Origin of the sequence: Paraburkholderia xenovorans LB400 (genome assembly GCF_000013645.1) — a bacterium.
Lineage (GTDB): Bacteria > Pseudomonadota > Gammaproteobacteria > Burkholderiales > Burkholderiaceae > Paraburkholderia > Paraburkholderia xenovorans.
Genome location: NC_007953.1, coordinates 1,187,200 through 1,211,655, shown reverse-complemented (window position 1 = coordinate 1,211,655; position 24,456 = coordinate 1,187,200). Strand labels below are relative to the sequence as shown.

The following is a 24,456-nucleotide window of genomic DNA, read 5'->3' as shown; positions in this document are numbered from 1 at the left end:
GTTGCTGGCGCCCGGTATGCACCGTGAGGGGGATGCGAGCGTCTCGTGCCCCTTTTTCCAACTGCTAGAGAACGTTATGAACGTAACACGAACGCCCAAGCGTCTGTTCGGGTGGCTATCCAGACTTGCATGCGTGGCTTGCGTTTGCTCGGCCAACCCGGCAGGGGCGAACGTGGTGATCACGGGAACGCGCGTAATCTATCCTGCCGCAGAACGGGAGGTCACGGTCAAGCTGACTAACAATGGCGATCTGCCTTCGCTGGTTCAGGTTTGGGTGGACAAGGGCGATTCCAAAGCGGCGCCGGACAAGATCGATGCCACCTTCATTCTGACTCCACCGGTTGCCCGCATTGAGCCGCATAAGGGTCAGACGTTGCGCCTGACGTATACGGGCGACGCGCTGCCGCAAGACAAGGAGTCGGTCTTCTGGCTGAACGTGCTGGATATTCCACCCAAGCCGGCCGCCCCCGCTGACGATGCGGCGAACCTGCTGCAGGTGGCCATTCGTACCCGTATCAAGATTTTCTTTCGCCCGGTCGGCCTCACCGACGAGGGTGCGCGCGAAGCGGTAAACGCCGTCGCCTGGAAACTGGTGTCAGCGGGCTCGCAAGGCGCGTACGCCATTCGGGCAACGAACGCATCCGCCTACCATGTCAACGTCGCCGGAGTTCAGATCCGCAGCGGCGGGCACGAATACACGATCAAGGAAGGGGCCATGATTGCGCCGGGCGCATCCCGGTCATTCGAGTTCAGCGAGCGGCTTTCCACCCTTGTGCCCGATGGTACGGAGTTCGACTTCACGGTGGTGAACGACGCCGGCGGCTTCGTGCCTGTCAAGGCGCGCATCGGTGCATATTCACAATGACGACACCAGCGGGCGCTGTTCCTTAGCCTGGGGCACGTTCGCATTTACCCCATGAGCGCATCGCCGGTCCCTGGCTCTGTGACTCGACGTTAGACCGCGTGATGGAGATTCGGGCTCGCTTAATGAAACGACTATTTGGCATAACTAACAGAAATGGTCTGGCCATGCGGCCGCTGTGCGCTGCCATGCTGCTGGCGTATCTTCCGGCATCGTGGGCCGCAACTCAGGATGGCGTCAGCGCCACGGCGGCGCGTGACGCGATGCTCAACGACGCGGGGAAAAAGACGGTCTCCTCCGCACCGCTTCTGATGGCTTCCGCGGCGCCGCTTCTGGCGTCGGTCCAGTTCGATTCGTCATTCCTCATGAGTTCGGCGGATCGTGCCGTCGATGTCTCCCGCTATGAGACGGGCAACCCCGTCATGCCGGGCGAATACCGATCGGACGTCTATCTGAATGGCCGTCTGATCGGCCGTGAAAGCCTGGTTATTCGCGCAGACGCCGAGGGCAGGGCGCAAGTCTGTTTCAATCGTGCCCTGCTGGAGCGACTCAATGTCGATACCAGCAAGCTTGATAGCGGGCATGTGGCCGAGTTCGCCCAACCGGATGGCTGCCTCGACCTGTCGTCCATCGTTTCCGGCGCCAGCGTGACGTTCAATCAGTCGGATCTGCGGCTGGACGTCGACATTCCGCAAGCGTCGTTGCAGCGCACGGCCCGTGGCTATGTGGATCCCGCGTTGTGGGATGAGGGCGCGACGTCCGCGCGGTTGAGCTATACCGCCAATCTGTATCGCAACGAATTTGAGGGAAGCGGGGCGGCCAACTCGGGATATCTCGGTCTCAATGCTGGTTTCAATATGGGTGGCTGGACATTCCGCCACAGCGGCACACTGACCTGGTCCGACGGCGGCGGGCACCATTACGAGAGCGCCCGGCGCCACTACAACACGGCCTACAACTATGTCCAGCACGATGTCACCAGGTGGAAATCGCGCGTCACCCTGGGCGACTCGTACACCAATGGCGAACTGTTCGATACATTTGCCTACCGCGGCGTGCAACTCGCATCGGATGACCGCATGCTGCCGGACTCCATGCGGGGCTACGCCCCGGTCGTTCGCGGCGTGGCGGAAACGAATGCACGGGTGACGATCCGCCAGAATGGCTACGTCCTTTATGATACGGCCGTGCCGGCGGGTCCGTTTGTTATCGACGATCTGTATCCCACGGGCTATGGCGGTGATCTGGATGTTTCCATCATCGAAGCGGACGGGCGTGTGCGCACCTTCAGGGTGCCCTACGCATCGGTCGCGCAGGCGCTGCGCCCCGGCATGACGCGCTACAACCTGATGGCGGGCTCGATCCGCAGCCGTCAGCTTTCCTATACGCCGGCGGTGGCGCTAGCGACGGTGCAGCGTGGTGTGACGAATGCGCTGACGCTGTACGGCGGCGTGCTGGCCAGCAACAATTACGGTTCCGTGCTCGCGGGCGCAGCAGTCGGCACGCCCGTTGGCGCTATAGCGCTCGACGCGTCCGGCTCCAATGCGTCGCCCTCTGGCGCGAGGGCCAGCCGCGGCCTGAGTATTCGAGCCGCCTACAGCAAACTCATCACGCAAACCGATAGCAACGTCTCGGTGGCGGCATATCGTTTCTCGTCCACAGGGTATCTGGACCTGAACGATGCGCTGACGTTCATCAACAATGCGCGCACTGGCCAAAGCGATATGTCGTCTCTCCAGCGCGCAAGGAACCGCCTGTCTGTCACGGCCAGCCAGGGGCTGGGCCATGATAGCCGCTGGGGACAACTGTTTGTCAGCGGCTATATCCAGGATTACTGGACGCGCCCCGGACGCGACACGCAGTTTCAGATCGGTCATGTCAATCGTATCGGCGCGGTGAATTACGGCGTTTCCGTGGAACGCGTGCGCACGGGCGGCGGTGCGATGGATACGCGGTACATGGTGAACCTGTCGCTGCCTCTCGGTCGCACCCTGCAGGCGCCGACGTTGAGCTTCAACGTTGTCAACGATCGGTCGAGTGGAACGGCGGTGCAAACCCTCGTGAACGGTGTGGCGGGCGAGGACAACCAGATCGGCTATGCCGCCGGTGTGACGCGTGACGGCGGCGCTCGCTACGCGGGCAACCTGTCGGGCCAGTACCGCGCGCCGTACACCAATCTGCAGGCCGGCTTCTCCACAGGCTCGGGCTACAAATCGGTTAACGCTGGGGTGAGTGGCTCCATCGTTGCGCACCCTCGAGGGGTGACTGCTAGCGCATACACCGCCGATACCATCGGCATCGTGTCGGCCCCGGGTGGCGCGGGCGCTGTCGTCACGGGCTATCCCGGGGTCAAGCTCGATGCGAACGGCAACGCCGTGGTGCCCTATCTGACGCCCTATCGGCTGAATGAGGTCACGCTGGATCCGAAAGGCACCGACGCCAATATAGAACTGCAGACGACCAGCCGGCAGGTCGCGCCACGTCTTGGCGCGGTGGTCATGCTGGATTATCCGACTGTCACCGGTCGCCCCGTGCTCATCAGGTCACACCTGCCGGACGGAAATGCGCTGCCGTTCGGCGCCCCCGTCAGTGACGGCAAGGGCAACAACATTGGCATGGTCACGCAGGGCGGCATGGTCTACGCGCGGATCAACGGACTGGCCGACGAGCTCAAGGTGACATGGGGCGCTTCGCCGTCGGCTTACAGCTGTGTCATTCGTGTCCGGCTGCCTGAGCATAAGGCGGGCGATAACGCGATGGCCTTCGAGCGCCTGGAGGCACCCTGCGAGATGACGGAGGGCTCGGCTCCGTCGAGTCGCCAGGCAGGGAAGGCAGGGAAAAGTGCGGATGGGCTTGCTTCCTGAAGAGAACGAATGCAACGCAGCATTGCACGTGAAACGTGAAGCAGAGCACATGGAGATTGATAATGGAAGCGAATGAACCGGGCCGTCGCGGGCGGTCGAAGCCAGGCGCCGTGGCGCGCATGCGAACGTTGTGGCGGTTGGGAACAAGAGTGCTGATATGCGTCGTATCGGGCCTTGTCGCCATGCCGAATGCGTTCGCCGAGACCAAGCCGGTAATATGCAGTCCCGTCGCGGGACTTCCTGCTACGGTAACCTTACCCAACAGCCTCGGCCTGAGTCCTAATACGCCGATAAATACGGTAGTCTGGCGGCAGTCGTTCACGATTTCCGGCGAATGTGGAAAGGATAGTGGCGGTACTTATCCGCAAACCCCGAGGGTCGGCTTTTTGCTGGTGGGGCACACCAGCAGCACCGCCGGTGGCGGGGCGCAGAAGCTCCAGTTGTGGAATGGATCTGGATTGGAACTTTTTGTCACGATCAACGGCAACCAGTATTCCAATGCGACCGATTACGCCCTCGATTTGGGGGTCGATGTGCCCAATATTTATGGGTCGAAGAATGTGACCTTTTCGGCGCAGGTCGATATCGAACTGGTGAAAACCGGCGAAATGACGGTAGGCCCGAATAACCTCACGAGTAGTGCCATTCCCGTTTTGTTCCTTGCTACGATCATGCCCAATTATGGCGCTCCGTATCCGGTGACCGTAGTCAGCAACTTCCTGAAGATAAACGGGCTGAATAGCATCAAGCTGCTCCCGCAGACGTGCGAGGCGGCATCGCCCAATACTACCGTCGATCTGGGGAAGGTAACGCTGGGCGAAAACGGATTCGGGAATTCAGTGAACAGTACTTCCGTTGGCAGGTCTTTCACGATCGATATGAACTGTTACACCAACGGAACTCCGGCATCCTACAAGTTGGCATTAACGCTGGATCCGGCGGGTCTATCGGTGCCCGGGCAAAATGGGGTGCTGGCGCTGGATGGCACGAGCACGGCAAGCGGTGCAGGCATTCAGATTCTGGATGGCGCTGGCATCAACCCGGTGACATTCGGAAATTTGCAGATGGTGGGGCAGTTCGGCGTGGATATTCGTCCTCCCACGAGCTTTTCCGTGCCGCTATATGCACGCTTTATTCAGACGGGCCAGACAGTATCGCCGGGCAGGGCCCGCGCGCAAGCGGCGTTCACGATTAGCTATCCATAAGCATGCTTCAAGCGTTGCCCAGGTATTGCCGTTTGGCTCCGGTGGGAAAGGGCAAACGGGTTGGCGGGAGCGAACGGCGCTCAGGGTGGAAACGCGCACCCGGGTGCGGTCGGTCCTTCATCGGGAGTGGTTTTATTTACGAGTCTTCTATGAGAAAGAAACTGGCATGGAATGGGTTGTATGTTCTCGCAGCGGCATGCGTCCTGGCGCCACCCATCGTTGCGCAGGCGTCCGACGGCACGATTACCATTGATGGGGAAATTGTGGATGTCACCTGTACCGTTTCTGTCAACGGCGGTGGTTCCGCAAATATCGTCACGCTGCCGACGGTCTCGAAAAGCCAGCTGCCGGCAGCCGGCGCCACGGCGGGGGCGACGGATCTCACGATTGGGCTGAGCGCGTGTCCGGCCTCGTACGCGAGCGCCCGTCCGTTCTTTGAAGGCGGCGCGAATGTCGCGCCTAATTTCAATCTGGTCAACCAGGCGAGCAGCCCCGCGGCGAATGTCCAGATCCAACTGACGTATGAGGATGGTACCCAACTCCAGGTGGGTAATGCGGCTAGCCAGCAGGCAGCGGCTGCCACGCCGATCAATGGCGGCACGGCGACCCTGCACTACAGTACCCAGTACTACGCCGCTGGCGCTGCAGCGGGTGCCGGCGACGTGCAGGGTACGGTGACGTTTGCGATGAATTATTTCTAGCGGGAAATTAAAGTCTCGAGGAACGTGGCGTCCGAACCGGCGTTTATGGAATCAGGCGGCAACGCAAGAAACCGGGACTGCGCTGTAAGCAGAAACGCCGGGTCATGGCCACGATCCAGTCGAAGCACGACCTGCGCTGTCGCGCCGAATCTGCAGATGCTGAGCCACAACTTCCCGGCGACAGCGCTCAATCAGGTCCGGTGCGGCGACATTACGTTGTATCGCGCCCGATGACTGTATCTCGCTGAAGGACCTGTACAGTGGCGAGATGGTCAGCTACGCGACGAGCGAGCGAATGACGGAAAATCTGGGCCGGCGGACCTGTTTCGCGCCGTCGCGTCCAGACGACCGCCTGAGGGCCTGATTTATCCTACCGATCGCGGGTCGCAATCAATGCTTCGCCGCGCGCGAGCAGGCACGGCAGCGCTCAGCGAATACATCGAGATCTTCTATAACCGGCAACGGACGCAGGCTTATCTCTGTTACGAATCGCCTGCCGCATTTACGCCGCGCGCCCATTTGAATCAGATCGCGGCTTAACCCGTTGGCCTCTGCGATTTCAGACGAACTCCGCGCTCGGTCGCCGATGTGGGCGACGAGGAAAGGCCGTTCATGTCGGCTGGAAAAGCATAATGCCGTGCTGCGTTGCCGCGAGCGTGTCAACAGCGGGCGGTGATTCCCGGGCGGCTTCACATCCAACGCTCCGGATACATCCCGTAAGCAATACCGTGAAATACCGGGTGATCATCGCGGAATGACGTCGCGCCTCAACGGTGCATGATGGCACCACCTAAAAAGGCGGCGGGGGATCAGCACCCAACGTGCCAACCCCCCGCCGCCATCCAACATGGCATGAAGCGCTCATTTCATGCCTTGGACTGGACCGACATGCTTAGGCGATGTTCGAGCCCGGGCCAAACAGGATCGAGGTGAACTCGACAGCTTTGTCGATCATGACTTTTGCATCGCCGATAACGGCGCCGGTAGCGGCACCCACCGCAGCGCCAAGAACCCCACCGAAAATCAGGGCCACGCCAGCCGAGATAGCACTGAAGCCCCAGCCACCTGCCGTCGCGCCGTAACGGCCGCCCATGGTGGAGCCGATACCGCCGCCCCACAGGGCACCCACCGTTGCCGACGCAACAACGTTTGTCACTGCGGTAAAGGCATTGCCGAGATCACTAAAGAAGTCGCCACCCGACACGGCTTGCAGTTCATACGAAGTCAATTCACGCATTTCAATACTCTTAAAAAAGATAAATAGAACTAGTCAATCCGGCGTCAATAGCAGCCGGCACTTTAATATTCCTGTCCGTATTACCGGACGGGAAGCGGTCGTACGCAGATGCACGCTCAATCAGACGCGAGCCATTGCCGGCGCGAATCTGTTTTACATGTACCTCATCTACGACGAATGAGAATTGTGGCAATGCAAACCTGGCGCGCCTATCGCTGAACGTCCAAATTCAGCGGGCACGGATTTGCGCATATTGGTTCCATGCAATTGCCGCGCACCGGAAACACCGACCGCAAACCAAAGCCGCGACAACCGCAACGACACCGCCGTCGCGCCCTCCAAACCAGAACGCAGACAACCCCATTCGCCGGAAGCCGGTCATGCGGGCGCAACGCTTCGAATCTCGCCTCGTTAGCAATTGGCAACCAGCACGCGCGGACGGACGGGCGTTCTGCCGGATCCGAAAGGCAGCGCCAGAATGGATGGATAGCTATTTGAAGACCGTCGCCAGCCTGTAAAACTTTGCAAGTTGGTTGATTTCAGCTTTCCCGGTTCGATTTCAATTCTTCCTGTCGGGCGGCCCGAATATTGCCGTGCGATAGCCCCTCCCAATACCCCATTTAAAACCATGCTAGACCCAAGGCGCGACTGATTAAGCTTGTTATGAAAATTGCCACACCGTTTCTGCTTTGCAGCCTGGTATTTCCCGTTCTTGCCCATGGGAGCGTCGATCTGGTCGACGCGGTCGATGCGGCCTTTGGCTACGATTCCGGTATATCCAGCGCGCGAAACGTGCAATCCGCCGGACACGAAAAGCGCTGGCAAGGCATCGCGGCCTTGCTTCCCAATGCGCAGTTCGAAGCGCATGGCAGCAAACAGGACCAACCTGGCGCGGCCTATGCCGCCGGAGTCCGGAAGCACGGCTATTCCTTCAGCGTCGTCCAGCCCATTTTCGACGGCTCCAGGATAGCCGAGTTCAAGCGAGGCAAAGTACTGTCTGAGCAGGCGGACATCGACTTCGCCAAAGCCCGGCAGAAGTTGATTTACGACGTATCGAACGCTTACTTCGGTGTCCTGTTCCAGCGAGAGGTATTGCAGGCAGCGAAGGCCGCAAAGACTACCTTTGGAGAGCAACTCAAGCAGGCGACCATGGCCCTGTCCATCGGGGAAGGGGCTCGCACCGACGTCGACGAGGCGCAGGCCAACTATGACCAGGCCAGCGCGCGGGAAATCAGCGCGCAGAACAACCTTGATTCGGCGGGCACGGCTTTTGGACGCCTGACGGGACTTGGAAGCGAGGACCTGACGCCGTTCAACTGGTCGTGCATGCCTGCGGGCGTACCGGTCGACGCCGCCACTGCGGAAGATCGGGCCGCGGACAATCTCGATGTCGTCAGCGCGGAACTGCAAGTCGAGCAGAGCAAGGTGGACAAACTGTCCGCCGCCAGCTCCAATCTGCCGGTTGTCTCCTTCCAGGCGAGCTATGGCAGTAGCTGGAGCCACAACAACAGGCCAGAAACGTTAGGCGACATCCTGTTGGGTACGAACTCGAAGTCGAAATCCACCATGGTGGGCATCGGCGTGACCATACCGCTGTTTTCCGGCGGGGCACAGTTGTCCTCGGTACGGGAAGCAAGCCACCACTACCGCGCCGCGCTCGACGCGCGGGAAGATGCGCTGCGCGAGGCACGGCAACGCGCCAGAGTGTCGTACCTCGGCATCATCAACGGCCTCGCTCTTGTGCGAGCCCAGGAAAAAGTGCTGTCCTCCGCCGACAGCAAAGTGAAATCGACGCGGCTTGGCCGCGACGTCGGGCTGCGCAACAGTATCGATGTGCTCAACGCCGATCAGCAGTACTTCGAAGCCGTACGGGATCTCGCCGACGCCCGCTACAAATACCTTAAGTCGCATCTCGACTTCGATGTCGCGCTTGGCGCGCTGGACAAGGCCAATGTCGACGCTCTGGCGTGCCGGCCTCCGATCGCCGAATGAGATCTCCTGCCCGCAGCCTCGTCGGCGTCCTCGTTACGATCATTTTTTTGAAGAGCTTCTCGTATGGCTAACTCACTTTTCAGGCAGGAAGCCCTGGATGCCAACAAATACAAGCTGATGGGTTCGGTCAGGTTGTATACGCCGCCGTATCGGTGGCTCGTGATCAGCATTGTTGCCGCCTTGACCTTAACCATCGTTTTGCTGCTTTTGTTCGGCACTTACACCAGGCGAGAGCGCGTCGCGGGCCAGTTGCTTCCCGCCAAGGGGGCGTTGAATGTCAGCCCGCCGATCAGTGGCACGGTCGTCAGCACGTCGGTCAAGGAGGGACAGCCTGTCGAAAAAGGTACCGAATTGATGGTGATCTCGGCGGAAGTGGCCACCCAGATGGGCGGCACGCGTGAATCGATCGCGGAACAACTCAAGCTGCAGCGCTCCAGACTGGAGATGGACCTTAATGGCGAACGGCAATTGAACAGTGAAGAGCGTGGTGGCCTGCAAGCGCGTTCAACGGCATTGCAGGCGCAGTTGACCCAGATCGGCTTGCAGAAGTCGCAACGCGAGCGGCAAGCCCAGCTGGCTCAGGCGCAACTCGACAAATTGCTGAAAATGCGGGAAGAGGGCTACGCGTCCAACAGTCAGGTCGATCAGCAGGAAGGCGTGGTGATCGATGCGGGCGCGCGCCTGCAAGACCTTGCACGCCAGCGCCTGGATGTGGAGCAGCAACTCACGCAGATTCGACAGCAACTGCGCGAGCTGCCGATCAACTCGTTGAACCATCGCCACGATATCGAGCGAAAACTCGCCGATATCGACCAGACCATGATCGAAAACGAATCGCGCCGTGCGGTGATCCTGCGCGCTCCGCAGGAGGCCACCGTGGCCGCGATGCTTGCCAAGCCGGGCCAGATTATCAGCAACGGACAAACGGCGGTTTCGCTGCTGCCCAAGGGGGCGGAGCTCGAAGCGCAACTGATGGTTCCAAGCCGGGCCATCGGCTTCATCCATGAAGGCGACCGTGTCGTTCTCCGGTATCAGGCGTATCCGTACCAGAAATTCGGACAGCAGTATGGCCGCATCGTCGAACTGTCGCGCACCGCATTGACGCCTCTGGAGATCGCCAATATGACGGGGCAGTCCAACGTGCAGGAGCAGCATTATCGCGTGACCGTGGCGCTGGATCGCCAGGACATCATGACATACGGTCACAGCGAGATATTGCGGCCGGGCATGGCATTGGAGGCGGATATTCTGCTTGAAAATCGCCGCCTGATCGAGTGGGTCTTCGAACCTTTGCTCGCCATTGGCCGACGTGCATCGTTGTAATGGCACCAATGACGCGCACTAATTTCCTAATCTCTTTACTGATGCCGTTGGTGCATCGAGAACCATGAAAGCACTGAACGCATTGCGCTTCGGCTGGAAGCGCCGTCTGCCGATGATGTTGCAGACTCAGGCCGCCGAGTGCGGACTGGTTTGTGTTGGCATGATAGCCAACTACTTCGGCCACGATATGGATCTGGCAAGCCTGCGGCGCCGTTTCACGACGTCGCTCAAAGGCGCCACGCTGAATGACATCATGCAGATGTCCAACCAGCTCGGCTTGACGCCGCGGGCATTACGGCTGGATCTGAATGATCTGGCAAAGCTGAATCGTCCGTGCATTCTCCATTGGGAGATGAATCACTTTGTCGTGCTCAAGGAGGTTTCGCGCGACAAGATCACGGTGCATGATCCTGCGCGCGGCATTCGCGATATTCCGATGGACGAGGTATCGCGCGGATTTACCGGCGTTGCGCTCGAGCTGATGCCATCGGCGTCGTTCCAGCCGGTTGCGGAAAAGCAGTCGATCTCGATGCTTAAACTTATCGGCGGCGTAATCGGCATACGTTCGGCGTTTGTACAGGTTCTGCTTATTTCCGCCGCCCTGGAGGTGTGCGGCATCATCTCGCCTTTCTATATGCAGTGGGTGATGGACCAGGTTCTGGTATCCGCCGACGTGGATCTGCTGACGCTGCTTGGCATCGGTTTCCTGATGCTGGTGGTGTTCCAGAATGCGATTGCGGCGCTACGTTCCTGGGTCGTAACGTGGTTCTCCAGCCTGTTGAGCGTGCAGTGGACAGCAAGCGTCTGTTCGCATTTGCTGAAATTGCCGATGTCGTATTTCGAGCAGCGGCATATGGGAGATATTGTTTCGCGCTTCGGTTCGGTCGGAACGATCCAGAGCATGCTCACTTCCCGTTTTATCAGCACGCTGCTGGACGGCGTGATGGCGAGCATTACCCTCGTGATGCTGTTCGTCTATAGCCCCATGCTCACGTGGCTTGTGCTTGGGCTGTTTGCCGTCTATGCGCTGATCCGGTGGATTGCCTACAGACCGCTGCGGCGAGCCAATGAAGATCAGATCGCGTATTCGGCACGCGCGCAGTCGCAACTGCTGGAATCCATTCGTGGCGTTCAGACGATCAAGCTCGGGAACAAGCAGGAAGCACGCGTGGCTACCTATACGAACTCCGTGGTCGATATGACCAATCGGGGCATTGCCATCCAGCGCCTGTCAATCAGCTTCAGTACGCTGCAAGGCGTCATTTCGGGGATCGGCCGCGTGGTGCTGATCTGGCTGGCCGCCCGTCAGGTCCTGCAGAACGAGTTCTCCGCCGGGATGCTGGTGGCGTTCATCAGCTTTGCTGACCAATTTACGTCGCGCGCGTCCGGCCTGATCGACACCGTCATCGATATTCGTATGTTGCGTCTGCATGGGGAGCGTCTGGCCGACATCGTCCTCACGGAACCGGAAAGCAACATGGAGGGGTCCGTCACTCGCGCGAACCTGGTTGAAGAAGCCAAAGACCGTGCGCCCGGCATCGAAGTCTCCAACCTGCGTTTCCGCTATGCTGATACGGAACCCTGGGTGATCAAAGACTGTTCGTTCACAGTCGAGCCGGGGGAATCGGTCGCACTGATTGGCCCGTCCGGCCAGGGTAAAACCACCATGGCTAAACTGCTGCTCGGTCTCCTGATGCCGCAAAAAGGCGAAATCAGGGTGGATGGCGTGGACATCAAAAAGCTGGGGATGCTTGGCTACCGCGACATGATTGGCTCGGTCATGCAGGACGACATTCTCTTTGCCGGTTCCATTGCCGACAACATCAGCTTTTTCGATACCCATCCTGATTACGCGCAAGTCGAGAGAGTGGCGCGAATCGCGCAGATTCACGACGAAATCACGGCTATGCCGATGGGTTATCAAAGCCTGGTTGGCGACATGGGATCGTCGCTTTCCGGTGGTCAGGCCCAACGCGTCCTGCTTGCACGGGCGTTGTACCGCAACCCGTCAATTCTGATTCTCGACGAAGCGACAAGCCACCTGGACGTGGATCGCGAACGGCTGATCAACGATGCGATCCGCAATATGGAGGTCACGCGGATCATCATTGCGCACCGGCCGGAGACCATCCGCAGCGCGGATCGCATCATTGCCATGCAGCAAGGCGTGGCGCACGAGCTCCGCGCGCAACAGGCGGGCGAGCCATCGACGACATTTGCCGCGGGCAGACTGGATTCGGGCAACGTCAAGATCACTTACCCCTGATCGACAGGCCAGCATCGCCTTGTCTGGCTCGGCTTTCCGCTGTGGCTGTGCTACAGACCGGCATATTCGGACCGTTCCAGGATCGGTACCGCGAAGGCGAATTTCATGGTGAACCGCGGGCTGCGACCAGGGCTGGAGCATGCGCGGCGGTCGCGAGTTCCTGGCTCGACCAGCCGCCGCCGAGCGCCTTGACCAGTTGCACGTTCGCGCTCAGCAAGCGGGTCTGGAGATCGAGCACGCCGCGTTGTGCATCGAGCGCCGCCGTCTGCGCCTGTACCACGTCGAGATAGCCGACCGTGCCCTGCCGGTAGCGGTTCAAGGCCAGGTCGACGGCGTGCTGCGCCGAATCGTCGGCATCGCGCTGCTGGTCAAGCGCGGTGCCGAGGTCCTGGAGCAGCGAAAGATTGTCTTCGATTTGCTGGAACGCCGACAGCACGACGCCGCGATAACGCGCGCCCGCTTCGTCGGTGGCCGCTTTCGCCGAGTCGAGTTGCGCGCGGCGCAAGCCGCCGTCGAAAACGTATTGCACGAGTTGCGGACCGATCGCCCAGAAAATGTTCGGTGCGCTGACCAACCCGGCATACGCGGCGCTCTGGACGCCGCCTTGCAAGCTCAGCGTAATGGACGGGAAATAAGCGGCGCGTGCCACGCCGATCTTCGCATTTGCCTCCGCCACGCGACGCTCGGCGGCCGCGATATCCGGACGTCGTTGCAACAACGTCGACGGCACGCCGACCGGAATGACCGGCAATGCGATCAATGCGGTTTTCGGCGCCAGACTGAATTCGGATGCGGACGCGCCAATCAGCTCGGCGATCGCGTGCTCGATCAGCGCGCGCTGTGCAAGGTTCTGCGACAGCTGCGATTTCGTCGACGACAACTGCGTCCTCGCGCGCGATACGTCGAGCCCCGAAACAATCCCTCCGCCATGCAGCGTTTGCGTCAGTTCCAATGCGCGCGCGTACGCCGCGACGGTGTCGGTCAGCAACCGGGTTTGCTGGTCCAGCCCGCGCAGGCGGATATAACTGTCGGCGAGTTGAACCTGCAGGCTCAGTTGCGCGGAGGCAAGATCGGCCTGGGTGGCCTGCGCTTCATCCTTGCCCGCCGCCACGGAATCGCGCACGCGGCCCCATAGATCGAGGTCGTAATCGATTTCGCCGCCGAGCGTGGCCGAGTTGTAGTAATCGGGCCCGCCGGCGCGCAATGGCCGCGTGTCGGACTGACGGTCACGCTGCGGAACCGCGCTCGCGCTGATCCGCGGGAACAGATTCGACGAGACCTGATCGACGAATGCCATGGCCTGCCGGTAATGGGCGTAGGACGCGGCAAGATCGGTATTGTTCGCGAGCAGACGCTGTTCGAGATCGTCGAGTTGCGGGTCGTTATAGATATTCCACCAGTCGGTGCGCGTTAACTGGTCCGCGGGCTGCGCGTTGACCCACGGTCCCACTGTGTGGTATTGCGCGGCGACCGGCGCCGTCGGCACATGGTAGTCCGGCGCAAGGGAACACGCCGCGAGCGCGCAGACGCTGGCCAGCAGCGCGGGAAGCTTTACCGCGGCGATCCTGCTCATACTAGCCATGGGCGCCCCCCTTGGTCGCGCTACTGGCGAGTTGCACGCGATCTCCGTCGACCAGCCCGTCCGGCGGCGTATCGATCACACGGTCCGTCGCGTCGAGTCCGGAGCCGATCTCGACCGAGTCGCCGAAATCGCGATTGATCGTCACCGTCCTGAATACGACCTGGTTGTTCGCCCCGAGCGTCGCGACCCGCAGGCCATGCGCGTCGAACACCAGCGCGCTGGCGGGAACCCGGACCGCGTTCTGCTGTACCGGCAGCTTGAACTGCAGGCTTGCGAAACCGCCCGGCAACAGCTTGCCGTCGCTGTTGTCGACCAGTAACTGAACCAGCGTCGTGCCGGATGCCGCGTTGACCGAATCCGCCGACGCGACCACGCGCGCGGTAAAACGCTGACCCGGATATTCCGGCACGGTCAGGGTGGCGGTCGTGCCGCTCCGTACATCGGGCGCAAAACTCTGCGGCACCTGCACATACACACGCAGCCGTTTTACGTCGGAGACGACAAACAGTTCCTGCCCGGCGCCGCCGCTGCCCGCATTGATGAGCGCGCCGACGTCCGTGTCGCGCGCGGTTACCACGCCGTCGAAGGGCGCGACGATACGCTCGAATCCCTTGGTGGCGAGGAGCCGGTCGACGTTGGCCTGCGCGGCCGCCACGGCCGCTTTTTTCGCGGTGTAGTCGCCGGTACGTTCGTCGACTTCCTGCTGCGCGACCGAGTCGGTGCCCAGCAGCGCCTGCCAGCGCTTCGCGGTGGTACCGGCCAACGCGGCATTGGCTTGCGCGCTGGCAAGGTCCGCGCGCGCCTGCAGTAACTGCTGGTCGAGTTCGGGCGATTCGATCACCGCAAGCAGTTGTCCGGCCTTCACGGGCGTGCCGATTTCGGCGTCCCACGATTTCAGATAACCGCTCACGCGCGCAAAAATCGGCGCGCGCGAATACGCTTCGAGATGCGAGGGCAGATCGAGCGTCGGCCCGTTCGCCGCGCTCACCGGATGGATCACGGTGACAGTCGGGACGGTTTGGGCATTGGTCCACGACTTGAGGTTACGGGCATCGACGGCGCGCAGCGTCACGCCTGCCGCGACCACGGTGATGGCAATGGCGATGCCGATCACACCGATGATGACGAGCCGGCGGCGCGGCACCGGCTGGCTGGTGACAATAGGTTCAGACGACATGAGCGGGTCCTTCTGTAGCAGGTCTCGGGGCAATCGCGCGGCCAGGGCGCGAGTGAACAATGCAGAAGATCACCGGTACGAGGAGCAGCGACGCGGTGGTGGCGAAAAGCAGGCCGCCAATCACGGCGCGGCCCAGTGGTGCGTTCTGTTCGCCGCCTTCGCCTAGCGCGAGCGCCATCGGCGCCATGCCGATGATCATCGACAGGGCGGTCATCAGCACCGGACGGAAGCGGGTGAAGCCGGCTTCGAGCGCGGCCTTGAACGGATCGCCGTGTTCGGCGAGGCGCTCGCGGCAGAAGCTGACCACCAGAATGGAGTTGGCGGTCGCGACCCCCATGCACATGATCGCTCCTGTCAACGCGGGTACGGACAGCGTGGTATGGGTGGCGAACAGCATCCAGATGATGCCGGCGAGCGCCGCGGGCAACGCCATGACGATCACGAACGGATCGGCCCACGACTGGAAGTTGACCACGACAATCAGATAAATCAGCACGACCGCGCCGAGCAGCCCGAACAGCATGCCGGCGAACGCGCTATTCATCGTCTGCACCTGGCCGAGCAGCGCGATTGACGAACCCTTCGGCAGCGTGCCGGCGTTGTCTTTCACCACTCGCTGGATCTCGGCCGCGACCGCGCCGAGATCGCGACCCTGGGTGGTCGCGAAAATCTCGACCATCGGCTGGATGTTGTACTGGCTGACAACCTCATTGGTGTTCACGCGCTGGACGGTCGCGAGGCCGCCGAGGATTTGTCCGCTGCTCTGCAGACTCGACGTGATCGGCAGGTTCTGCAGCGAGGCGAGCGAATCGAGGTTGTATTGCGGCGTCTGCATCACGATCGGATACGACACGCCGTTTGCGTTGTTCAGCCAGAACGTCGGCGCGACCTGGCTCGAACCGGCGAGGTTGACCACCAGGCTATTGGTCACGTCGCGTTCGTTGATGCCAAGCAGTTGCGCGCGGGTACGATCCACGTCGACGTTGAAAGTCGGTGCATTTTGTGCCTGCTGGATACGCGCGTCGACCACGCCGGGAATCTGGCGGATCTCGCGCAACAGGCGGCTCGCGTACGCGAAGTTCGCGGACAGGTTGTTGCCGCGCACCTGCAGGTCGACCGGCGCCGGCGACCCGAAGTTCAGAATCTGGCTAATGATGTCCGCGGGCGGGAACGAGAAAGTCACGCCCGGATAGAGGCGCGGCAACTTCTCGCGCATCTGCCGCACATAGTCGGCAGTGGGGTGGTGATCTTCGCTTAACGCGATCTGGATGTCGCCGTCCTGCGAGCCGATGGTGCCGGTGTTGTTGTACGCGAGATTGATACCGCTGACCGGCATGCCGATGTTGTCGACCATCGTGCCGAGTTCGGCGGCCGGAATGATCTGGCGAATGGAGTTTTCCACGTTCGCGAAAATCTCCGCGGTTTTTTCGACCCGTACGCCGACCGGTGCGCGCACGTGCATCAATATCTGACCGGCGTCCACGTCCGGGAAGAAGTTGCGCCCCAGTAAAGGCACCAGCGCGAACGACAGCAGCACGAAGCCGAGAAAACAGCTTACGAACGGCGCGCGATGATTCAGCGCCAGTTCGAGTACGCCGTGATAACCGGCGCGAATCTTTTCGAAGCGTCGTTCGAAGCCTTGCTGAAAGCGCGCAAGCGGTCCGGGACGTTTCTTTTCATGTTCCGGCTCCTCCGGATGGTGCGGATGCAGCAGATATTTCGCCATGGTCGGAACGAGCGTGCGCGACAGGATGAACGACGAGATCATCGCGAAGATCACGGCCTCGGCCATCGGCACGAAGAGGAAGCGCGCCACGCCGTCGAGGAAGAACATCGGCACGAACACGATACAGATACACAGCAGCGCGACGAACGCCGGCGTGACGATCTGCGCCGCGCCGTCGAGAATGGCCTCCTCAACCTGCTTGCCCTGCTCGAGATGCCAGTTGATGTTCTCGATGGTGACGGTCGCATCGTCGACGAGAATCCCCACCGCGAGCGCGAGGCCGCCCAGCGTCATGATGTTGAGGGTCTCGCCGAGCGCCGACAAGGTTGCGATCGAACCGAGAATGGCGAGCGGAATCGAGGTCGCGATAATCACCGTCGAGCGCCAGCTGCCGAGGAACAGCAGGATCATCAGGCTGGTCAGCGCGGCCGCGATCACGCCTTCACGCGCCACGCCGCTGATCGCCGCGCGCACGAATAGCGACTGGTCGCCGATCGGCGCGATCTGCAGCGCGTCGGGCAACGACGCTTTCGCATCGAGCACATGCTGTTTGATGCCCGAGATGATGCCGAGCGTCGACACCGAACCGTTCTTCAGTACCGACATCAGCACGGAACGTTTGCCGTCCACGTGCACGATGTTTGTTTGCGGCGGATTGCCGTCGCGAACGTTGGCGACGTCGCGAATGTAAACGGTGGTGCCGTTGACCGCCTTGATCGGCAGGTCGCCGAGCGCCTTGAGCGCGGACGGCGCGTTGTTCAGTTGCAGTGTGTATTCATGATCGCCGATTTTTTCCGTGCCGATCGGCGTCAGCAGGTTCTGGCTCGCGAGCGCGTTCGCGACGTCCTGCGCGGACAGCCCGCGCGCCTGCATCGCGGCAGGGTTGACGTCGATCTGCACTTCGCGCGACTTGCCGCCGAACGGATACGGAATCGACGCGCCGGCCACGGTAACGAGCGCCGGACGCAACTGATTCAACGCAAGGTCGCCCAGGTTCTGTTCCGACAGTCCCTTGCCCGACAGCGCGAGCTGGATGATCGGCACCGTCGACGCGTTGTAGTTCAGGATCAGCGGCGGCGTGGTGCCCGGCGGCAACTGGCGTAGCTGGGTTTGAGCGATGGCGGTTACCTGGGCGTTGGCGTTGCTGATGTTCACGCCCGGCTGGAAAAAAATCTTGATGACCGCGAAGCCGTTCACCGATTCCGCTTCGATGTGCTGGATGTCGTTGACGGTGGTGGTCAGCGAGCGTTCGAACGTCGACGTGATCCGTCCTGCCATCTGGTCCGGCGGCAGACCCGTGTATTGCCACACCACGCTGATGACGGGGATGCGGATGTCGGGGAAGATGTCGGTCGGCGTTTTGAGCGCGGACAGCGGTCCTATGATCAAGATGAGGATCGCCAGGACGACAAAGGTGTAGGGTCGTCGGAGAGCGATACGTACTAGGCCGAGCATGAAATTTCCAGGGCTTTGGGTTGAACTGGGTGGCGTCCATGCATCGCGTCGCGCGTCGGTCGGCGAGCTTCGGCCTTGGCTAATCGCGCTGCCCGCGAAAGGCACCGGACGGAATCAATATCGTCCTGGCTGAAGACGTTTTGCTGAAAGACGCGACACATAATCCTTGTTCCGGAGACCGCTGACGGGGAAGCCGTTCGTCCGGGTATCCGATTGCGCCAATCCCGCGGTTCAAATGCGGTTCAGGCACGGCTTAAGCGGCTGCGCCGACGCGGTGCCGAGCGGAGTCGCCAGGTTTTCGGATTCCTTTCAAACGTTCTGCAAAAAAAGCGATTTGAAAAATGAAACATCACTGCGCCCGTGTGATGGTGTCCGAGCCGGGCAAGGCGGGAATGTACACAATCGACAACAATTTTGCAGTGTTCTAATGCGCATTCGCGGACATGTCTGACTCTATCTCAGCCAATTTTCGGCTGTGCGCAAAAAACCGTGGGGCAGCCGTTACCCCTGTGTGATAGCGGTTTCCGGTTCGTCCCTTCCGTTCGGAGCATACAGTCGGGGTCCCGGCGAGGTCGGCCGACGACGAATCCAGTTTTTTATTACCAATATTTACGGCACGGGTTTCGCGTGGGGAAATTATATTGATCGCGTTTTTAACAATAATGCCGTTTAAGGAATAAGGTTAATCCCGAACCGTTCCTTTAACGAAGATGCCGCCAGGGGTTCTGCGTGGCGCCGCGGTCTTCCTGCACGTATTCAAACCGGAAGAGCCGCCGGCAGGGGACGCGGCGCGGTTCGCAATTTGGCGAAACCCAGCACGAGCACTTAAATGACGCTTGCGAAGAGAAAACTGGTCGCACCGGCTAGAACGTGTCGGAAATCGGCTCTGGGGCCTGGGCGATCGGCGGCTCGTGGGGCGGTGTCGCGGAAGACGGCGCGAAGGCCGCGCTCACCGCTGCGCCCGATCGCGGTGTGACCGCTCTCCAGGTCGCGCTCAATGGTCGGGAATCGTCCGTAATCGTCCGTACCTCGGGATTACGATCTTTAGCGGCATCGCGCGGACGCCGGCCCATTCTACAGGTGTCTGTTTGAAACTTAGGTGTGTGAAGCGACGGCAATTTGAGTTTCCCCGCCATGTAATTTGCCGTATTAAAAGCCTATAAAGAAATCTTCGATTGTGCCGACAGACAGGCTTGTCCCCAGTGCGGTTCTGGCTGTGTCCGGTCAAGTTAACGCGCTCAACGGAAGAATTACTGTGAAAGTCACAAGCTCGATTGGTTTCAGGATCACGGCCGCATTCGGCACCGCCCTCGCGTTAAGCGTTGCGGTGTTGACCACGGTCGGCGCCTTGAACGTCCGGCGCCAGGCTGTCGACGAATTCGAGCAATCGAGTCACGCGAGGATTACCCAGGCCGACGAGTCCCTTGACGGAACCTTCAAGGAGGTCGAGCAGAACCTGATGTACCTCGTCCAGACTTCCCAACTGCAGGCTGCCGACGACTCCATCACGAATTATCTGACGCACGGTGGCCAGATGAAGCCGGACTCCAACGGCGGAATCGAACAGACTATCTTCGCTCTGCTCAAACAGTTCGGTGACACCCACCCGAACATGCGCTACCTCGACATCGGTACGCACTCGGGAGGCTATGTGCAGTGGCCGATCGAGAGCCTTAACGGCGAGCATTATGATCCGCGGGAGCGGCCCTGGTACAAGCTGGCGATGACCGATCCGGATCACGTCGTGCGCCCGGCGCCGTATCTCAGCGCTGCGGGTTCCGGCGGAGCGATCATTCCTTTCGCCCGGGTGGTCAAGAGCGCTAGCGGCGAAGTGCTGGGCGTGCTGGAAGGGGATCTTTCGCTGGACGGTTTCGCCAAACTGACCAGTGGTATCCGCTTTGGCGACAGTGGCTACCTTATCGTGACGGACAGCAATGGAAAGATACTGATCGACCCACGCGACAAGGCACACGAATTCAAAGACTTCAAGGGCCTGGGCGGCGGGTATCAGCAGCTCGCTTCCGCTCCCGATGGCTCCACGCGCGTGGCCGTCGATTCGACCGTCTATCAGGCTTATGCGTATACGTCGCCAAGGAACGGGTGGCGCTATTACGCTCTCGAGCCTGAGTCGGGGATGATGGCCGCCGCCAACCGCCTTACCTTCGCGTTGATACTGACAGGTGTTCTGGTGCTGGCAGCGGCCCTGCTTGCCACCATTGTCCTTGGACGTCGCATCACGGTTCCGCTTCGGAAGCTCGCGGGGTCGATGCATGAAATCGCTGCCGGAGATGGCGATCTTACCCGGCGTCTGCCGGTGGTCAGCGAAGACGAGGTTGGATTACTCGCTACCCGGTTCAACGCGTTCGTCGAAAAACTGCATGGCGTGCTTGTCAAGGTAGCGTCGAGCAGCACTCATTTCGAGACCGCCGCGCGCGAGGTTTCCGCCGGCAATGGCGACCTTTCCGCCAGAACCGAGCAGCAGGCGGCATCGATCCAGCAGACGGCCGCCAGCATGGAACAGCTCGCCGGCGCGGTTCGCGAAGCCGCCGATCGCGCGAAGCGCGCCAATGCGATCGCATCGGACGCCGTCCAGACCGCTCATCGAGGCAACGTGGCGGCAGCGGATGCGGCCACGACGATGGAAGCCGCGGTGACCCAGTCGGAGCGTATCGTCGGCATTGTGGCGCTGATTGAAGGTATTGCCTTTCAGACCAACATTCTGGCGCTTAACGCCGCGGTGGAATCGGCGCGCGCGGGCGACAGCGGCCGTGGGTTCGCCGTGGTGGCAGCGGAGGTCAGAAACCTTGCACAACGCTCAACCGGCGCGGCAAAGGAAATCAAGACCTTGCTGGAGGCATCCGTCGGTAACGTGAGGGAAGGCGCCACCCAGATCAGCCTGGCGGGCAGGACGATTGCCGAACTGAATGACGCAGTGGAAAGAGTCGCCAGCATCACCACGGAGATCGCCGCTACCGCCGACGAGCAAACCCGTTCAATCGATGAAATCAATCAGGCTGTCGCCCTCATGGACCAGTCGACGCAGCAAAATGCCGCGCTAGTTGAAGAAATCGCGGCCGCGTCGGAGTCGTTAAGCGCGCAAGGGCGGGAATTGCGCTCGACGGTAAGCCTGTTTCGTGTCGATCCATGACGCCATCGAGCCTGGCGAAAGCGCGCAACAGTCTTTTATCAGGCGGAAACTACCGCAATGAATCAGGGCTCGCCGATACGCACCGCTTTTCAGTTGATCGCAAGCGTGACGAGGAACGGGATCGTTACATACGGCTATGAGGCGCTCGCGCGAGATGCGCAGGGACGGGTTCCCGTCGATCTGTTGAAGTCGCATGCATCGGAGGCGCTTTACGCTTTCGATTTTCGCTGTCGCACGCAGGCTCTTCGTGAAGCAGTCAGGCTGGGGCTGGTCGTCAACCTGTCGTTGAATTTCATGCCTGGCGCCACCTGTCATCCCCGTTACGGTATCGATGCGACTGTCAGGGCAGCACTCGAACTTGGCTTTCCTGTTGAGCGGCTCATTGTCGAACTTACTGAACGCGAGCCGGTGACTGACTACAAACCGCTGCGGCGCTGTATCGACCGCCACAGAGACAACGGGGCGAGGCTCGCGCTTGACGACTTTGGCACCGGGTTTAACGGCCTTAACACGCTCCTTGAACTTCGGCCCGATATCGTCAAGGTCGACATGAAACTGGTGCAGAAGATCGAGACAGACTATGACCGGCAGGCGCTGATGTTCGGGATATGTTCGGGCGGAGATCGACTCGGCATGCGCCTCGTCGCGGAAGGCGTGGAGACCCTGGAAGCGGTCGCGGCGCTGAGCTCAACCAACATTGATCTGATGCAAGGCTTTCTGTTTGCCAGACCTTTCATAGGCGGTCTGCCGGAGGCGTCCGGCGAACTCACGGAAAGGGCTACGGGCATGCTGATGAAGTTGCCCTTCTCGGCGGTCGCTGGCGACATGCGTGGTGCGTTGCCCGGGTCAGGCGAATAGTCACCGGAAAATCTGCTTCGACATTCCCGCGAACTTTAAGGTTGTGCCGGCAAGGTCGCGAACCGTTCAAGCGGCGGAGCGCTGCAGCTTGCTCAGCGCAGCGACGTCGGCCGGTAAACCGAGGTTCGCACGCAGCGTGTCATGTTCGTAGCGCTGACGGAACAAGCCGCGCCGCTGTAATTCCGGCACGACATGATCGACGAAGCTGTCGAGGCTTGCCGGCAGAATCGGCGGGATCACGGCAAAGCCATCGGCGGCCTCGCTCCTGAACCAATGTTTCAGTTCGTCGGCGATGTCGGTGGACGCAATTGAGCTGATCGGGTCTCATTGATCAACGAAGCTGAGGGTCGGACGTAGCGTTGGCAGACCGTCAGCGAGAGTTGGCGCGGTCACTCAAGTCGCTCGACGGAAATCAGCATGGCGGGTGAAACCCATGGCCCCGGAATGGTAGCGGCGCCCGCCGATCGCCTTGCTGTGCGATCAGGCGGCGAACCGCCTTTCCAGCCAGCGCGTGAATTGGGAAATCGGATAGCAGTAGGCAAAAAAGATCACCAGCGTCGCGACGTACGTGAGTACGGTGAAACTGGAACGGGCGACCGTGCTGCTCGCGATCTGCGCGGTATCGATCAGATCATGAATACCCACCAGCGACGACAGCGCCGTGCCCATCGTAATGATCGCGTAGACGTTCATCCACGGCGGCAACATGCGCCGCACGCACTGCGGCAACACGACATGCCACAGGATCTGAGTGTGCGAGAACGCGAGCGAACTGGCGGCTTCCCATTGGGTTGTCGGGATCGACGCCACCGCGCCGCGAAACACTTCGGCGATGTTCGCGCTTGCCGGCAGCGCGAGGCCCAGCGTGACCTTGAGCCAGTCGGGAAACGGCAGTGTCGCGCCGAACACGGTGAATTCGAACGGGAACACGTAGGTGGTGAAGTAGATCAGCACCAGCCACGGCGCGTTGCGAAAGGCCTGCACCCAAAGCCGGGCAACGCGCCCCACGAACGAATGCGACAGCGCCAGCGCGCCGACCGCCAGGCCGATGACGGAGCCGATCGCAATGGCGCCGAGGCTGATCAGCACGTTCAATGCGAATCCGTGCGCAAGCGCGGGCGTCCATTCGACGAAACGGGCGAGCGTTTCGCCGCGTGAACCGGAATCGGGGGCGATGGCCCACAGCAGCGCGCCGACAATCAGTACGCCGAGCACGGTGGCGGTGCCGGAGGCCAGGCCCTGCATGCGCGTTGTGCGGCGCGAGCCGGAGTCGCGGCCGGAGGCCGGTTCGCCAACGGCGGAGGTAGCGATTGCTTCAGGCGCCATAGCCGGGAATCCATAAACGTCGTTCGAGCCAGCGTCCCGCGAGACTGACCAGCCACGTCAGCAGACCAAAGAACGCGAGGATCAGGATCATCAGCGCGAGCACGTTGTCGCGTTGCGTCCAGATCATGATCGACTGATACGTAATGTCGCCGACCGCGATGGCCGACGCGAGCGCCGACGCCTTCACGAGCTCGACGAAGTTGTTCACGAGCGCCGGCAATGCCGTGCGAAACGCAAGCGGCAACTCGATGCGCCAGAAGCGCGTCGCGCGGTCGAAGCCGAGCGCCGCGGCGCCTTCGAGCGTTTGCGCCGGCAACGCGTCGAAGCCCGCGCGCAACGCCTCCGCATGGAACGCGCCCTTGTGCAACGACAACACCAGCACGACCCAGAAGAACGGCTTGAACGGGTTGTCGAGATGGCTCTCGCGCAGCCATTGCGTGATGAGCATGTTCAGGACCAGAAACGCACAGTACAACTGCACGAGCGTCGGCGTATTGCGCGTCAGTTCGACGAACGCGCGCGCCGCGCCCGCGCTCCACCGATTGCGGCCCCGCAACGCGAGCAGCAGCAACAGGCCGGCGAGCGCACTGCCGCACATCGTCGAGACGACAATCCCGATGCTCACCACGATCCCTTGCAGGAACGGCACGCGCTCATAGGCGTCGAGCAGGAAGCGGAAGTCGAGCCCCGCGTGGGCCGTGGCATCGATCAGCGCATGCAGCGAAGCCGCCATG

Annotated in this window: 16 protein-coding genes and 1 pseudogene; 10 read left to right on the top strand and 7 right to left on the bottom strand. The window is 61.1% G+C overall.

Going from position 1 to position 24,456, the window contains the following annotated elements:
- Positions 1-172 precede the first annotated feature (172 nt).
- The 5 genes and pseudogenes from BXE_RS42105 to BXE_RS47730 all read left to right on the top strand — a co-directional run.
- Positions 173-865: a fimbrial biogenesis chaperone gene (locus BXE_RS42105; protein WP_233518889.1), complete on the top strand. Its 693-nt coding sequence runs from the start codon at positions 173-175 to the stop codon at positions 863-865.
- Between the two features lie 122 nt (positions 866-987).
- Entirely contained in the window at positions 988-3,726 is a 2,739-nt protein-coding gene (locus BXE_RS42100) for a fimbria/pilus outer membrane usher protein (RefSeq protein ID WP_158340974.1), read from the top strand.
- A gap of 62 nt (positions 3,727-3,788) precedes the next feature.
- A complete protein-coding gene (locus BXE_RS43610; RefSeq protein WP_011494262.1) occupies positions 3,789-4,931 on the top strand; it encodes a fimbrial protein in 1,143 nt (380 codons plus the stop codon).
- Between the two features lie 149 nt (positions 4,932-5,080).
- Positions 5,081-5,632: a fimbrial protein gene (locus BXE_RS42090; RefSeq protein ID WP_011494261.1), complete on the top strand. Its 552-nt coding sequence runs from the start codon at positions 5,081-5,083 to the stop codon at positions 5,630-5,632.
- Positions 5,633-5,646: 14 nt separating this feature from the next.
- A pseudogene (locus BXE_RS47730) lies at positions 5,647-6,172 on the top strand (IS3 family transposase); the annotation flags it as partial.
- A gap of 352 nt (positions 6,173-6,524) precedes the next feature.
- Here BXE_RS47730 and BXE_RS42080 read toward each other — a convergent pair.
- Positions 6,525-6,869, bottom strand: a complete 345-nt coding sequence (locus BXE_RS42080; protein ID WP_011494259.1) for a hypothetical protein — start codon at positions 6,867-6,869, stop codon at positions 6,525-6,527.
- A gap of 663 nt (positions 6,870-7,532) precedes the next feature.
- Here BXE_RS42080 and BXE_RS42075 point away from each other — a divergent pair.
- The 3 genes from BXE_RS42075 to BXE_RS42065 all read left to right on the top strand — a co-directional run bounded on the left by BXE_RS42075 (position 7,533) and on the right by BXE_RS42065 (position 12,450).
- On the top strand, positions 7,533-8,861 hold the full coding sequence (locus BXE_RS42075; protein WP_011494257.1) for a TolC family outer membrane protein: 1,329 nt from the start codon (positions 7,533-7,535) through the stop codon (positions 8,859-8,861).
- A 159-nt stretch (positions 8,862-9,020) separates the two neighbouring features.
- A complete protein-coding gene (locus BXE_RS42070) occupies positions 9,021-10,184 on the top strand; it encodes an HlyD family secretion protein (RefSeq protein WP_233518890.1) in 1,164 nt (387 codons plus the stop codon).
- Between the two features lie 82 nt (positions 10,185-10,266).
- Entirely contained in the window at positions 10,267-12,450 is a 2,184-nt protein-coding gene (locus tag BXE_RS42065; protein WP_233518891.1) for a peptidase domain-containing ABC transporter, read from the top strand.
- A 103-nt stretch (positions 12,451-12,553) separates the two neighbouring features.
- Here BXE_RS42065 and BXE_RS42060 read toward each other — a convergent pair whose 3' ends face one another.
- The 3 genes from BXE_RS42060 to BXE_RS42050 are packed head-to-tail and all read right to left on the bottom strand — an operon-like array spanning position 12,554 to position 18,390.
- Positions 12,554-14,032, bottom strand: coding sequence for an efflux transporter outer membrane subunit (locus BXE_RS42060; RefSeq protein WP_011494254.1), 1,479 nt, complete (start codon positions 14,030-14,032; stop codon positions 12,554-12,556).
- On the bottom strand, positions 14,025-15,209 hold the full coding sequence (locus BXE_RS42055; RefSeq protein WP_011494253.1) for an efflux RND transporter periplasmic adaptor subunit: 1,185 nt from the start codon (positions 15,207-15,209) through the stop codon (positions 14,025-14,027). Before BXE_RS42055 ends, BXE_RS42060 begins: the two co-directional genes overlap by 8 nt.
- On the bottom strand, positions 15,199-18,390 hold the full coding sequence (locus tag BXE_RS42050) for an efflux RND transporter permease subunit (RefSeq protein WP_011494252.1): 3,192 nt from the start codon (positions 18,388-18,390) through the stop codon (positions 15,199-15,201). Before BXE_RS42050 ends, BXE_RS42055 begins: the two co-directional genes overlap by 11 nt.
- Positions 18,391-19,645: 1,255 nt before the next feature.
- On the opposite strand from BXE_RS42050, the gene BXE_RS42045 reads away from it, so the two are divergent.
- Together BXE_RS42045 and BXE_RS42040 are read left to right on the top strand one after the other, a co-directional pair.
- Positions 19,646-21,538 (top strand): methyl-accepting chemotaxis protein, encoded by a 1,893-nt coding sequence (locus BXE_RS42045; protein WP_011494251.1) that lies wholly within the window; start codon positions 19,646-19,648, stop codon positions 21,536-21,538.
- A 57-nt stretch (positions 21,539-21,595) separates the two neighbouring features.
- The gene (locus BXE_RS42040; RefSeq protein ID WP_011494250.1) at positions 21,596-22,396 is read left to right on the top strand and encodes an EAL domain-containing protein; all 801 of its coding nucleotides are present in this window, start codon (positions 21,596-21,598) and stop codon (positions 22,394-22,396) included.
- Between the two features lie 66 nt (positions 22,397-22,462).
- Here the strand turns inward: BXE_RS42040 and BXE_RS45130 are convergent, their stop codons facing one another.
- From BXE_RS45130 to BXE_RS42030, 3 genes are all read right to left on the bottom strand, one after another.
- On the bottom strand, positions 22,463-22,636 hold the full coding sequence (locus tag BXE_RS45130; protein WP_199577095.1) for a hypothetical protein: 174 nt from the start codon (positions 22,634-22,636) through the stop codon (positions 22,463-22,465).
- Positions 22,637-22,876: 240 nt separating this feature from the next.
- A complete protein-coding gene (locus BXE_RS42035) occupies positions 22,877-23,722 on the bottom strand; it encodes an amino acid ABC transporter permease (RefSeq protein WP_011494249.1) in 846 nt (281 codons plus the stop codon).
- Entirely contained in the window at positions 23,712-24,455 is a 744-nt protein-coding gene (locus BXE_RS42030) for an amino acid ABC transporter permease (protein WP_011494248.1), read from the bottom strand. The genes BXE_RS42035 and BXE_RS42030 overlap by 11 nt, the downstream gene beginning before the upstream one ends.
- Position 24,456 lies beyond the last annotated feature (1 nt).